Below are 13,235 nucleotides of genomic sequence, written 5' to 3'. Positions count from 1 at the left end.
TGGTGCCTTGCATAGCATGCTTGTACGCTGTACGAACTACAGTGAACCGCGACCAGGAGTGACGATGACGCGAGAACTCGCGACCGACGCGCCGTTCAGTCAGGTCGTCGACCTGACCGAGCTCCCCACCACCGATGCCGAGACCGGGCGCTACGTCGGCATCATCGCGCCCGCCTGGACCATCGGTCCCAAGGTGCACGGCGGCACCATGGTCGCCGCCAGCGCGGCCGCGGCCACCCGTCGGCTCACCGAGTCCGACGCCTCGCTCGCGCGGATGGCGCCGATCGCGGCCAGCTCCGACTTCCTCGGCGCTCCCGAGCCCGGCGAGGTCGAGTACGCGGTCCACCTGCGTAAGAAGGGCCGCCAGATCTGCCTGGTCGACGCCGAGCTGATCCAGAACGGCCGCACCCTCGTGCGTACCGCCTTCACCTTCGGCCACCTCGACGTCGACGGCACCCGCTGGAGCGACACCGGCACCGACATGCCCGCCGAGCCCGACGCCACCGCGCTCGAGTACACCCCCGATTCGCCGATGGGCAAGATCGTGCACGTCGGCGAGGTGGCCCGGGTCTACCTGGACGCGACATGGGCCGACTTCGCCCGCGGCGAGACCGGCGCGCCCCGCGCCCGGCTGTGGATCCGCCCGCTCGACGGCGACGAGACCGACCCGCGCGTGCGCGCCGCCTTCGCCATGATGGCCGCCGACATGAGCCCGCCGGTGCCGATCAACCTCGGGCATTTCGGCTGGTCGCCGACCGTCCAGATGACCACCTACCTGCGCCGCGTCCCCGCCCCCGGCTGGCTGCGGGTCATCGCGACCGCCCGTGAGGTCGGTGAGCGCATGTTCGACGAGGACCAGCTGGTGATCGACTCCACCGGCGCCGTCGTCGCGCAGAGTCGCCAGCTGGCCTTGATCCCGGCGGCGCGCTGAGGGGTGGCGCACCACTAACCTTGACTGCATGACGAGAATTGCGGTGGTCGGTGGCGGTCGGATCGGTGAGGCGCTGGTCGCCGGATTGCTGGAGTCCGGCCGGGCGACCAAGGATCTGGTCGTCGTCGAGCCGGTCGCCGCGCGGGCCGCGCAGCTCGCCGAGCGCTTCAAGGTGCGGGTGAGCGGCTCGGTCGTCGAGGCGATCGTCGGGGCCGACATCGTCGTCGTCGCGGTCAAGCCCGGCGATGTCGACTCGGTGCTCACCGACCTGTCCAAGGCCGACCTCGACTCGGGCAGCGAGCAGGTGCTGGTCTCGCTGGCCGCCGGTGTCACCACCGCGCGGCTCGAGTCCAAGCTGCCCGCGGGCTTCCCGGTCGTCCGCGTCATGTCGAACACGCCGATGCTGGTCGGGCAGGGGATGAGCGTGCTCGCGCCGGGCCGCTACACCGACCCCGAGCAGCTCGAGCTCGTCGGCGAGATGCTCGAGGCCGTGGGTAAGGTGGTGACGGTGGCCGAATCGCAGATGGACGCGGTCACCGCGGTGTCGGGTTCCGGGCCGGCGTATTTCTTCCTCGTCGTCGAGGCGATGATCGACGCCGGCGTGAGCCTGGGGCTGACGCGCGATGTGGCCAGCCAGCTGGTCGTGCAGACCATGATCGGCTCGGCGGCGCTGCTGGACGAGACCGGGCAGAACGCGGTCGATCTACGGGCCGCGGTCACCTCACCCGCCGGCACGACGGCGGCGGCGCTGCGGGTGCTCGAACGTGGTGCGGTGCGGTCGACGTTCATCGAGGCGCTGCACGCCTCCAAGCAACGCTCGGCGGAACAGGGCGCGTCGAACGAATGACGATCGGGTACCCGGGATGAAAACCGATTTCTCACACCCGTCGCAGTAATCCCACTGGTCCCGCTAAGCTCGTAGAAGCACGTGCGTGTCTGTTCCGCCGGTGGGGAAGCCGGCGGCGCGGACGTGCCGGAGGTCAATGGTGCCATGATGTCTGCGAACAGAATGTCTGCAAGCAATTCACCGGCGTCGGGCGGCGGATCGGGTTCCCCGACTCCGCGGGTCGGCTCCACGCAGGGACAACCGGTGATCGGCGGTGGCACACAGTTTCTCACCGTCGCCGAAGTCGCCGATCTCATGCGGGTGTCGAAGATGACGGTGTATCGACTCGTCCACTCGGGTGAACTGCCCGCGGTGCGGGTCGGCCGCTCGTTCCGGGTGCACGCGAAGGCGGTGCACGACTACCTGGAGACGTCGTACTTCGACGCCGGCTGACCTAGGTCGGCCACAAGGGCGGTTTCGTCGCTGCTCGGGTGTCCCGGTAGCATGAACCCTCGGTTCGTGTCCGCCTGCCGGTGGCACCGCTTCGTGGTGTCCGGTGCGCCCCGGCGGCGCGGACACCAGACGACGCACGCGACACCGCGTGTGTATGCCGAGTAGAGAAACGCGAGGAAACCCTATGGGTTCTGTGATCAAGAAGCGCCGCAAGCGTATGTCGAAGAAGAAGCACCGCAAGCTGCTTCGCCGCACGCGTGTGCAGCGGCGCAAACTCGGCAAGTAAGCCTGCGTGCCTACGAGAGCCCGTCACCATCGCGGTGGCGGGCTCTCGTTTTGAAAAGATCAGGTTTGTGAATCTCGTCATGCGCTGACGAGTCGACCTCGTTAAAAGCTTGTTGATCGTGTCGGTGGGTGGCACGAATGCGGCTACTCTGGTACGCGGGAATACATGAGAAGCAGGGGGCTTTGAGTGGGGCCAGGTCCGAGTTCCGATACACGGGAACGACACGTACCGAAGGTAGTGCTGGTGACCGGAGCCAGCCGCTTCTTCGGTGGCAACGTCGCGTCCAGGCTCGCCGCGGAACCGGGTGTCGAACGCGTGATCGCGGTCGACACGATGACCCCCAGCCGGGAGCTCCGCCGTCGGATGGGCAGCGCCGAGTTCGTGCGCGCCGACATCAGGAATCCGCTGATCCGCAAGGTCGTCGAGGGCAACGACGTCGACACCGTCGTGCACGCGGCCGTGCTCACCCGTCCGCCCGCCGGTGGCGGTCGCGCGGTGATGAAGGATCTCAACGTGCTCGGCACGATGCAGTTGCTCGCCGTGTGTCAGAAGGCGCCGTCGGTGCGGCGCGTTGTCGTCCGGTCGTCCTCGGCGGTGTACGGCTGCAGCGCCAAGGATCCGGCGAAATTCACCGAGGAAATGGGCGCGCGTACCCCACCGGCCGGTTGGTTTGCGCGCGACATGATCGATATCGAGGCACTGGTGCGCGGAATGGCGCGACGCAGGCCCGATATTTCCGCCTCGATTCTGCGTTTCGCGCCGATCGTGGGTCCCCGGCTGGCCGATCGCGGCGTGCAATATCTGCGTTCGCCGATCACCCCGACCGTGCTCGGGCGCGAAGCCAGACTGCAATTACTGCACGAAGAAGACGCTGTCGCCGTCCTGGTGCACGCGGCATTTCGGGCACACGGCGGTACGGTGAATATCGCGGGCGACGGCGCGCTGGCCATGTCCCAGGCGATCCGCAGGGCAGGCCGTATTGTCGCGCCGGTGCCGTTCTTCGTTTTCCGCACTGTCGGGCGCACGCTGATGGGCCCGGTCATGCGCGGATTCAGCGGTGAACAACCCGACTACTTCTACTTCGGTTGCGGGCTGGATACCACCCGCATGCGGACCGAACTCGGTTTCACCCCACGCTGGACCACCGTCCAGGCATTCGACGACTTCATCGCGGGCGCAGCGTTGCGGCCCGTCTTCGATCCGGCTTGGATCGACGCCGCGGAAACCAAACTGCTCGGCCTCATCGGGGCCGATTCGGGAGCGCACACATGAACGAGGGAGCGAAAGTCATTCGTCTCGACGTGAATGTCGAGACCCGACAACGACCGCAGGCGCGTCGCTGGCCGGACCAGCCGACGCAGGCCACTCCGGTCACCTCGCTGAGTGAACGCAGGCCGGGCATGCCGACCCGGCCGCCCAAGACCCTGTCCGACATCGTCCGCGACACCGTCGCGGGCCAGATCGAGAACGCCGCGGAGTTCGCCCGGCGCAGGCTCACCGGCGACTACTCGGTCGACGAGTTCGGCTACGACGAGCACCTGCTCGAGTCGGTCATCCTGCCCGCGCTGCGGCCGCTGTCGGACTACTGGTTCCGGGTCGAGGTCGCCGGCATCGAGAACATCCCGGCCACCGGCGGGGCGCTGATCGTCGCCAACCACGCGGGCACCGTTCCACTCGACGGGCTGATGCTGCAGCTGGCCATCCACGACAAGCATCCGAGCCACCGGGCGCTGCGGCTGCTGGCCGCCGACCTGATCTTCGAGCTGCCCCTGCTCGGCGCGCTGGCCCGCAAGGCGGGCCATACCCTGGCCTGCCACCCCGACGCCGAGCGCCTGCTGCGCTCCGGCCAGATCGCGGGCGTGTTCCCCGAGGGCTTCAAGGGCGTCGGCAAGAACTACGCCGACCGCTACAAGCTGCAGCGCTTCGGGCGCGGCGGGTTCGTCTCGGCCGCTGTGCGCACCGGCGTGCCGATCATCCCGTGCTCGATCGTCGGCTCGGAGGAGATCTACCCGAAGCTGGCCGACATCAAGCCCCTGGCTCGTCTGCTCGGCCTGCCGTACTTCCCGGTGACCCCGCTGTTCCCGCACCTGGGCCCGCTGGGCGCGATCCCGCTGCCCTCGAAGTGGTACATCGAATTCGGCGAGCCGATCGCCACCACGGCCTACGAGCCGGAAGAGGCCGAGGACCCGATGACGATGTTCGAGGTCACCGACCAGGTTCGCGAGACCATCCAGCAGACCCTCTACAAACTGCTGGCCAAGCGCCGCAACCCCGTTCTGGGGTAGCGGCGCCGCGGTGGCTCAGTGCTCGCGGTGGCGGGCGACCGCCGCCGCGACCGCACCGCCCGCCGCGCCCAGCGCGAGCGCGGTGGGCACGCCGATCTTGGCGGCCTTGCGGCCGGTGCGGAAGTCGCGGATCTCCCAGCCCCGGTTCTTGGCGACCTCACGCAGGTCGGAATCGGGATTGATCGCCACCGCGGTGCCGACGAGCGAGAGCATCGGCACGTCGTTGTGGCTGTCGGAGTAGGCCGTGCAGCGCTTGAGGTTGAGGCCCTCGCGGATGGCCAGCGTGCGCACCGCGTGCGCCTTGCCGAGGCCGTGCAGGATGTCGCCGACGAGGCGGCCGGTGAACTTGCCGTCGACGCTCTCGGCCACCGTGCCCAGCGCGCCGGTGAGCCCGAGCCGCTTGGCGATGACATTGGCCAGCTCCACGGGCGTCGCGGTGACCAGCCACACCTGCTGGCCCGCGTCCAGGTGCATCTGGGCGAGCGCGCGGGTACCGGGCCAGATCTTGTCGGCGATGATCTCGTCGTAGATCTCCTCGCCGAGCGCGGCCAGTTCCGCGGTCGGACGGCCCGCGATGAAGCTGAGCGCCTTCTCCCGGCCCGAGGCCATGTCGGAGGAGTTCTCCTTGCCGGTGACCCGGAACTTCACCTGCTTCCAGGCGACGTCGACCAGGTCGGAGGTCTTGAAGTACTTGCGGGCGGCCAGCCCGCGGGCGAAGTGCACGATCGAGGCACCCTGGACCAGGGTGTTGTCGACGTCGAAGAACGCCGCCGCCGTCAGATCGCGGGGTACTTCGGGGCCCGTCGGCTCGCCCTGTTCGGCGAGTTCGGACTCGTGCAGGGTGAGCGCGGCGTCGGCACTGGCCTCGCCGGCCAGATTGGCGCGCAGCTCCTCCTCGCTCGGCCCGAACGGGCTGCGAGGCAGCCGTGCGAACTGTTCCTGCAGTTCCTGGCCGAGGCGGCTGGGCTGCCACCGCGCAGGGAACTCCCCGAATCGCCCTGCGACGAATCCGGCCCTAGCCACCTTCGAACGTTCCGGCACCAGTACCCTCCGCTAGTCGCGCGAACCATGTCCACAGTAACCGGATTCACCGACAAGCCGCGGCGGGCTCGGGGATTAAATAGGGCTCATGACTAATCCCACACCCACCGTGACCCTGTTGACGCGCGCCGGCTGCTACCTGTGCACCACGGCACTGGCGCAATTGGAGACCATCTGTGGTGATTTCGGTCTCCCGGTGCACACCGTCGACGTCGACGAGGCGGCGGCCAGTGACCCCGGACTCCGCGCAGAATACGGCGATCGGCTGCCCGTGGTCCTGTTGGACGGCCGTGAACACAGCTATTTCGACGTCGACGAGCCGCGTTTGCGGGCCGACCTGAGCCGTTTCGCTGGTCGCGGCGGAAAATGAGGCCAATTTCACCGACTTTGTGAACGCCTGCACAAGCGGTTACGGTGGTGGCACGCAATCCGCACCGCCGCGCTCAGCAGCGGCGGTGACCGGGTTTGCACAGCCCCCCATGGCACCGGTCGCGCTCTCGCGACGCAGTGACCCACACCGGTGAACGAACGACAGGAACCGGACCGTGATCAGGCCCGGCACGAGGAGCCGACGACGTGACAGAGCAGCATGAGACGCCCGGTGGCGTCTCCGGCAAGGCTCTTCAGAGGGATATCCCCCAGGCCACGGTGACTCGTCTTGCTACCTATCTCCGGGTTCTCGCCGGGTTGGCCGACGAGGGTGTAGCCATCGTATCGAGTGAGGAACTGGCTGTCGCGGCGGGTGTCAATTCGGCCAAGCTGCGCAAGGATCTTTCCTTCCTCGGACCCAACGGTGTGCGGGGTGTCGGCTATGACGTAGCCAAGTTGCGCACCAGGATCGAAGATGTGCTCGGTCTGTCGCAAGGACATCGGGTGGTGCTGATCGGTGCGGGCAATCTGGGCCGCGCCCTGGTCGGCTACGGCGGTTTCGGGGTACGTGGCTTCACCGTGGTCGGGATCTTCGACAACGACTCCGCGGTGATCGGCCAGTCGTACGCCGGTTTGGTCGTGCGCGATGTCGACCGGTTGACCGAGCAGATCCCGGCGCTCGCGCCGACCATCGCGGTGCTCGCCGTGCCGGACGAGGCCGCGCAGGACGTGTGTGACCGGCTCGTCGCCGCCGGGCTCCCGTCCATCCTGAGCTTCGCCCCGTGTGAACTGCGCGCACCCGCCCACGTGGAGGTCCGCCGCGTCGACCTGGCGATGGAGCTGCAGATGCTCTCCTTCGACGCCGCTCGCAACGACGCGCCCGCCCTGCCCGAGGTGGCGCAGGCCGGATCCGGCCGGATCGCGCGCCGGGTTCCCGCGCAGAACCATCCCGCCCTCACGCACCCCGCGCCGGTCGAACCGGTGCGCGGCAGGCCTACGCGCCGCACCGCGCCGCGCTCAGCCACTCCACACACAGCCACCCCGCATTCGGCAACGGAGCCAAGCACCAAGGGATCGGTGATCACGCCATGAGCGAGCGCCAGCGAGCGAATCAGCAGGCCAGTGCGCGGACGCGCAGGACGGCGCCGAGCGCGAGCGAGGTGCTGTCATGAGTGTCCTGCTCGTCGGAATTTCTCACCGGAGTGCGCCGGTCTCGGTGCTCGAGAAGGTCGCGATCAGCGAGGCCGACCGCCCGAAGCTGGTCGACCGGCTGCTCGCCTCCAGCCACGTGTCCGAGGCGATGATCGTCTCCACTTGCAACCGCGTCGAGATCTACGCCGTGGTCGACGCCTTCCACGGCGGGCTCGGCGAGGTCAGCGAACTGCTCACCAAGCATTCCGGGCTGCCGCTCGGCGACCTCACCAGGCACGCCTACGTGCGCTACAGCGAAGCCGCCGCCGAGCACCTGTTCGCGGTCGCCAGCGGCCTGGATTCGATGGTCGTCGGTGAGCAGCAGGTGCTCAGCCAGATCCGCAGCGCCTACGCCAGTGCCGACGGGCAGCAGGCGGTCGGGCGCACCCTGCACGAGCTGGCCCAGCACGGGCTGCGGGTCGGCAAGCGGGTGCACTCGGAGACCGGGATCGACCGGGCGGGCGCGTCGGTGGTGTCGGTGGCGCTGGACCGGGCGCGCGGCGTCGTCGGCGATCTCGCGGGCCGTACCGCGGTGGTGGTCGGCGCCGGTGCCATGGGCGGGCTGGCTGTCGCGCATCTGTCGCGGGCCGGGATCGGCCGGATCGTGGTCGTCAACCGTACGCTCGACCGTGCCCAGCGCCTCGCCGAGACCGGACGCAGCATGCACGGGGTCGACGCCGAGGCCATGGAGATGTCGCGGCTGACCGAGGCGATGGCAGGCGCCGATGTCGTCATCACCTGTACCGGCGCGGTCGGTGCGGTCGTCACCCTGGCCGACACCCACCGCGCGCTCGCGGGCCGGGCCACCACCGAAGCCGCCGAGCGGCCGCTGGTCTTCTGCGACCTCGGCCTGCCGCGCGACGTGGAGCACGCCGTGGCCGGGCTGCCCGGCGTCGCCGTCATCGACATCGAATCGCTGCAGCGCGATCCGGCCGCGGGCGCCGCGGCCGACGACACCGCCGCCGCGCGTCAGATCGTCGCCGACGAACTCGCCAAATACCTTGCCGGGCAACGCATGGCGGAGGTCACCCCCACGGTGGCCGCGCTGCGGCAGCGGGCCGCCGAAGTGGTGGAAGCCGAACTGCTGCGGCTGGATTCGCGGCTGCCCGACCTGGCCGATCCGGCCCGCGACGAGGTGGCGCGCACCGTGCGCCGTGTCGTCGACAAGCTGTTGCACGCGCCGACGGTGCGCGTCAAGCAGCTGGCTTCCACGCCGGGCGGCGACAGCTACGCCGAGGCGCTGCGTGAGCTGTTCGAGCTGAAACCCGGTGCGGTGCAAGCGGTTGCCGCTCCCATGGAGGTCGCCGCGGCGGAGTCCGCGCTGGCCGATGACTTCACCGCAGGACACCTCGGCGACGGGCAGTCCCGCATGACCGAGTCGAGGCCCGGAGGAGGCAGCCCGCGTAACCACGCAGGGCCTCTCGGGCATGCGCAGGAGGACACCGCATCATGACCACGACAGTGCAGGAAGAGGACACCGTGACCGCAGGCAGCATTCGTGCGCCGTGGCGGATCGGCACGCGCGGCAGCCTGCTCGCCCTGACACAGGCGGGCACCATCCGCGATGCGCTGATCGCCGCGGGTCAGCCCGCCGAGCTGGTCGTCATCAAGACCCCCGGCGACCTGTCGTCGGATCCGGTGCAGAAGATCGGCGTCGGCGTGTTCACTTCGGCGCTACGCGACGAGCTCGCCGCCGGCGGCATCGACATCGCGGTGCACTCCTATAAGGATCTGCCCACCGCGCAGGACCCGCGCTTCACCATCGCCGCCATCCCGCCCCGCGAGGACCCGCGTGACGCGCTGGTGGCCCGCGACGGCCTGGTTCTCGGCGAGCTGCCCGCGGGCGCCAAAGTCGGCACCTCCGCGCCGCGCCGCGCCGCCCAGCTGCGCGCGCTCGGCCTCGGTCTCGACATCGTCCCCCTGCGCGGCAACATCGACTCCCGGCTGCGCAAGGTGAGCGAGGGCGAGCTCGACGCGATCGTCATCGCCCGCGCCGGCCTGTCCCGGATCGAGCGGACCGACGCGATCACCGAGTCGCTCGAGCCGGTGCAGATGCTGCCCGCGCCGTCGCAGGGTGCCCTCGCGGTCGAGTGCCGCAGCGACGACCAGGAACTCATCGAGATCCTCACCGGCCTCGACGACGCGTCGACCAGGGCTGCCGTCCTGGCCGAGCGTTCGTTGCTCGGTGAGCTCGAGGCGGGCTGTACCGCACCGATCGGCGCGATCGCCGAGGTCGTCGAGTCGATCGACGAGGACGGCCGCATCTTCGAGGAGCTGTCGTTGCGGGCTTGTGCCGCCGCGATCGACGGCTCCGATGTGCTGCGAGCCTCGATCGTCGGGGCGCCCGCCGACGCCGAGGAGCTCGGCCGCACGCTCGCGCGCGAACTGCTGGATCTGGGCGCTCGCGCACTGCTGAGCGTCGCGGACGAGCCGGAACCGGAGGTCGGTTCCCCCACACAGGCGGTGAACACTCCCGCCCCAGACTTCACCAATTCCAGCCCGATGGAGAACAACCGATGAGCAGCCGAGGCACCAAGAAGCAACCAGGGCGGATCCTTTTCGTCGGATCCGGCCCCGGCGACCCGGCCCTGCTGACCGTGCGCGCCCGTGAGGTGCTCGAGCGGGCGACACTGGCGTTCACCGACCCCGACGTCGACAAGGGCGTGCTCGCCCTGATCGGCCTCGGCGTGGAGGCGGCCGAGGACGGCGAGCGTCCGGTCGACGTGCGGCCCGCGCTCGGCGAGCCCGCCGAGGTGGCCAAGACGCTGATCGCCGAGGCCCGCAACGGCCACGATGTGGTGCGCGTCGTCGCCGGTGATCCGTTGACCACCGATTCGGTGATCAACGAGGTCAACGCCGTCACCCGCTCGCACATGGTGTTCGAGGTGCTGCCGGGTCTGCCCAACGGCTCCGCGGTGCCCAGCTACGCCGGCATCGCCCTCGGTTCCGGGCACACCGAGGCCGATGTGCGCGGCGAGGTCGACTGGGCGGCGCTGGCCGCCGCGCCCGGTCCGCTGGTGCTCAGCGCCACCTCCGGCCACCTGGCCGAGACCGCGAGCGCGCTGGTCGAGCACGGGCTGGCCCCGCAGACCCCGGTCGCGGTGACCGTGCGCGGCACCACCCGGCAGCAGCGCACCATCGAGGCCACGCTGGCCACGCTGAACAACGCCGCCTCCGAGCTGGTCGGACCACTGGTCGTGACGGTCGGCAAGGAAGTCGACAAGCGTTCGAAGATGTCGTGGTGGGAGTCGCGTGCCCTCTACGGCTGGACCGTGCTGGTGCCGCGCACCAAGGACCAGGCCGGCGAGATGAGCGAGCGGCTGGTGACCCACGGCGCCATCCCGATGGAGGTGCCGACCATCGCGGTCGAGCCGCCGCGCAGCCCCGCGCAGATGGAGCGCGCGGTGAAGGGCCTGGTCGACGGCCGCTACCAGTGGGTGGTGTTCACCTCCACCAACGCGGTGCGCGCGGTGTGGGAGAAGTTCGCCGAGTTCGGCCTGGACGCGCGGGCGTTCTCCGGTGTGAAGATCGCCTGCGTCGGCGAGGCCACCGCGGAGAAGGTGCGCTCCTTCGGCATCAACCCCGAGCTGGTGCCCAGCGGTGAGCAGTCCTCCGAGGGCCTGCTCGCCGACTTCCCGCCCTACGACGACGTGTTCGACCCGGTCAACCGGGTGCTGCTGCCCCGCGCCGACATCGCCACCGAGACCCTCGCCGAGGGCCTGCGGGAGCGCGGCTGGGAGATCGACGACGTCACCGCCTACCGCACCGTGCGCGCCTCGCCGCCGCCGGCGGAGACCCGCGAGATGATCAAGACCGGCGGCTTCGACGCGGTCCTGTTCACCTCGTCCTCCACGGTCCGCAACCTGGTCGGCATCGCGGGCAAGCCGCACGCGCGCACCATCGTCGCCTGCATCGGCCCGAAGACGGCCGAGACCGCGATCGAGTTCGGCCTGCGGGTGGACGTGCAGCCCGAGACCGCGCAGGTGGGTCCGCTGGTGGAGGCGCTGGCCGAGCACGCCTCGCGCCTGCGCGCGGAGGGCTTGCTGCCGCCGCCGCGGAAGAAGAGCCGCCGCAGCAGCAGCCGCTAGCCTGCCGAGACCGCCCGAAGGCCCGCCCACCGTGGCGGGCCTTCGGCGTATCGGAATCATCGGCTGTAGCGCAGCAGGGTGCGCACCAGCCGGCAGGTGGCATCCGACGGCGGGCGCAGCTCGATCTGCTCGGCGGTGCGCCGGATCGTGTCGTTGGTCGCCTGATTCGGCAGGTACACACCGGAATCCAGCAGCGCGATCGTCAGCCGCATGGCCTTGAGCCTGCGGTTGTGCGCCACGTACCAGCGGCGCGGCCTGCCCGCGGGCAGGCGCTTCTTCTCCAGCGGTACGTACGGCGCGGTGATGAACGTGGACTTCGGTGCTGCGGCAATGGCGTTCATGGCGTCCTCCCGTCGCGAATGGGTCCCGCCCCCGATCGTCGGGAACCCTCGAACACGCTTTCGATTGTAGCGAGAGGGTCCGACAAGTTTCGTCGATCTCTCGCGGAAGCCATTGAGCTCCAGTGCGATTCGATGTTATCCACACGTTCGTGGCGGCCTGCCGCCGGGCGGCTGTCGGACCCGTGTGGTCTAGTGGGCTCCGATGTCACGGGAGGAGACGCGATGACGGTGGACGGGATCGGCGAACGTCTCGGCGTGCATGTCGAGCAGGGTGAACTGCTCGGCCTCGCCTGGCTGGTCGCGGTCGGTGACGCGGTGTCGACCGGGACGGCGGGGCACGTCGACGAGTCGCGCGCGGCGCCGGTGCGCGCCGACACGATCTTCCGCATCTCCTCGATGACCAAACCGCTCACCGCGGTCGCGGCCTCGATCCTGATCGACGACGGCCTGCTCGACCCGGCCGAGCCCGTCGATCGACTGCTGCCCGAACTCGCCGACCGCCGCGTGCTGGCGCATCCCGCCGCCGAGATCACCGACACCGTCGCGGCCCGGCGCCCGATCACCGTCGACGACCTGCTCACCTTCCGGCTCGGCTGGGGCATGGACTTCGCCGACTTCTCGCCCAAGCCGTTCGACGCGGCCTGGAGTGAGCTCGGCCTCGGCTGGGGTCCGCCGACGCCCGCGCGGTTGCCGGGACCGGACACCTGGCTCGCCCGGCTCGGCACGCTGCCGCTGCAATATCAGCAGGGGGAGCGCTGGCTCTATCACGTCGGCGCGCCGATCCTCGGTTTCCTGGTCGGCAGGGCCGCCGGCAGGCCGTTCTCGGATTTCCTGGCCGAGCGGGTCCTGCGTCCGCTCGGCATGGTGGACACGGGCTTCTCCGTCCCCGCCGACAAGCTCGACCGCTTCGGCCCGCACTACGCCGACCGCGACGGCGCGCGCGTGGTCTTCGATCCGGTCGACGGTCAGTGGAGCACGCCGCCCGTGTTCGAGGGGGGTGGCGACGGACTCGTCTCCACCCTCGCCGACTATCACCGGTTCGCCCGCATGTTGCGCGACGGCGGCGTCCTCGACGGCACCCGGATCCTGTCCGAGGCGGCGGTGGCGACGATGACGCGCGACCACTTGACCGCCGCGCAGCTCGCGCGCGGCGGTCCGAACCCGGACGGCAGCGCGGGCTGGGGCTACGGCGTCGGTGTGCAGCTCAGCGACCTGCCCGACGGCCCGCGCGCGGGCTCCTACGGATGGTCCGGCGGCCTCGGCTCCACCTGGTCCACCGACGGCGCGGTGACCGGAATCCTGCTCACCAACCAGACGTGGAACTCGGCCGGACCGCTCCCGGTGTTTGCCACGTTCGAGTCGATCTTGGGCGAGGTGGCCCGCGCAGGCGACGCCGCGTAGGCGCCGTCGCGGGCCTGCTCGCC

The 13,235-nt window shown here is 69.9% G+C and carries 14 protein-coding genes; 12 read left to right on the top strand and 2 right to left on the bottom strand.

Features of this window, described 5'->3' with window-relative positions:
* The first annotated feature begins 64 nt into the window (after nucleotides 1-64).
* The 6 genes from Q7X29_RS31595 to Q7X29_RS31570 all read left to right on the top strand — a co-directional run bounded on the left by Q7X29_RS31595 (nucleotide 65) and on the right by Q7X29_RS31570 (nucleotide 4,781).
* Nucleotides 65-931 carry a thioesterase family protein gene (locus Q7X29_RS31595; protein WP_218716617.1) on the top strand — a complete coding sequence of 289 codons (867 nt, stop codon included), beginning with the start codon at nucleotides 65-67 and terminating at the stop codon, nucleotides 929-931.
* A 28-nt stretch (nucleotides 932-959) separates the two neighbouring features.
* Entirely contained in the window at nucleotides 960-1,778 is an 819-nt protein-coding gene (gene proC, locus Q7X29_RS31590) for a pyrroline-5-carboxylate reductase (protein WP_316576203.1), read from the top strand.
* Between the two features lie 162 nt (nucleotides 1,779-1,940).
* Nucleotides 1,941-2,210, top strand: a complete 270-nt coding sequence (locus tag Q7X29_RS31585; protein WP_255586995.1) for a helix-turn-helix domain-containing protein — start codon at nucleotides 1,941-1,943, stop codon at nucleotides 2,208-2,210.
* A gap of 184 nt (nucleotides 2,211-2,394) precedes the next feature.
* Nucleotides 2,395-2,496, top strand: a complete 102-nt coding sequence (locus Q7X29_RS31580; protein WP_003402602.1) for a 30S ribosomal protein bS22 — start codon at nucleotides 2,395-2,397, stop codon at nucleotides 2,494-2,496.
* A 237-nt stretch (nucleotides 2,497-2,733) separates the two neighbouring features.
* Complete coding sequence (locus Q7X29_RS31575) at nucleotides 2,734-3,768, top strand: NAD-dependent epimerase/dehydratase family protein (protein ID WP_218716619.1); 1,035 nt, start codon at nucleotides 2,734-2,736, stop codon at nucleotides 3,766-3,768.
* A complete protein-coding gene (locus Q7X29_RS31570; RefSeq protein ID WP_316576202.1) occupies nucleotides 3,765-4,781 on the top strand; it encodes a lysophospholipid acyltransferase family protein in 1,017 nt (338 codons plus the stop codon). Before Q7X29_RS31575 ends, Q7X29_RS31570 begins: the two co-directional genes overlap by 4 nt.
* Nucleotides 4,782-4,796: 15 nt before the next feature.
* Here Q7X29_RS31570 and Q7X29_RS31565 read toward each other — a convergent pair whose 3' ends face one another.
* On the bottom strand, nucleotides 4,797-5,726 hold the full coding sequence (locus Q7X29_RS31565; protein WP_255587002.1) for an HAD family hydrolase: 930 nt from the start codon (nucleotides 5,724-5,726) through the stop codon (nucleotides 4,797-4,799).
* Nucleotides 5,727-5,910: 184 nt separating this feature from the next.
* Between Q7X29_RS31565 and Q7X29_RS31560 the strand changes: the two genes are divergently transcribed.
* The 5 genes from Q7X29_RS31560 (at nucleotide 5,911) to Q7X29_RS31540 (ending at nucleotide 11,470) form a co-directional block, all read left to right on the top strand.
* A complete protein-coding gene (locus Q7X29_RS31560) occupies nucleotides 5,911-6,192 on the top strand; it encodes a glutaredoxin family protein (RefSeq protein WP_218716622.1) in 282 nt (93 codons plus the stop codon).
* A gap of 206 nt (nucleotides 6,193-6,398) precedes the next feature.
* Nucleotides 6,399-7,283 (top strand): redox-sensing transcriptional repressor Rex, encoded by an 885-nt coding sequence (locus tag Q7X29_RS31555; protein WP_316576201.1) that lies wholly within the window; start codon nucleotides 6,399-6,401, stop codon nucleotides 7,281-7,283.
* 76 nt (nucleotides 7,284-7,359) lie between these two features.
* Nucleotides 7,360-8,835 (top strand): glutamyl-tRNA reductase, encoded by a 1,476-nt coding sequence (locus Q7X29_RS31550; RefSeq protein ID WP_218716624.1) that lies wholly within the window; start codon nucleotides 7,360-7,362, stop codon nucleotides 8,833-8,835.
* Nucleotides 8,832-9,902, top strand: a complete 1,071-nt coding sequence (hemC, locus tag Q7X29_RS31545; protein WP_218716625.1) for a hydroxymethylbilane synthase — start codon at nucleotides 8,832-8,834, stop codon at nucleotides 9,900-9,902. Before Q7X29_RS31550 ends, hemC begins: the two co-directional genes overlap by 4 nt.
* Nucleotides 9,899-11,470, top strand: a complete 1,572-nt coding sequence (locus Q7X29_RS31540; protein ID WP_218716626.1) for a bifunctional uroporphyrinogen-III C-methyltransferase/uroporphyrinogen-III synthase — start codon at nucleotides 9,899-9,901, stop codon at nucleotides 11,468-11,470. The genes hemC and Q7X29_RS31540 overlap by 4 nt, the downstream gene beginning before the upstream one ends.
* A gap of 56 nt (nucleotides 11,471-11,526) precedes the next feature.
* On the opposite strand, the gene Q7X29_RS31535 is transcribed toward Q7X29_RS31540, so the two are convergent.
* Nucleotides 11,527-11,811, bottom strand: coding sequence for a hypothetical protein (locus Q7X29_RS31535; RefSeq protein WP_218716627.1), 285 nt, complete (start codon nucleotides 11,809-11,811; stop codon nucleotides 11,527-11,529).
* Nucleotides 11,812-12,033: 222 nt separating this feature from the next.
* On the opposite strand from Q7X29_RS31535, the gene Q7X29_RS31530 reads away from it, so the two are divergent.
* The gene (locus Q7X29_RS31530; RefSeq protein WP_316576200.1) at nucleotides 12,034-13,212 is read left to right on the top strand and encodes a serine hydrolase domain-containing protein; all 1,179 of its coding nucleotides are present in this window, start codon (nucleotides 12,034-12,036) and stop codon (nucleotides 13,210-13,212) included.
* Nucleotides 13,213-13,235: the final 23 nt, after the last annotated feature.

The organism is Nocardia canadensis (assembly GCF_032656385.1).
GTDB lineage: Bacteria > Actinomycetota > Actinomycetes > Mycobacteriales > Mycobacteriaceae > Nocardia > Nocardia canadensis.
Note: the sequence above shows the minus strand (reverse complement) of the source record. Positions and strands in the feature narration are given on the sequence as shown.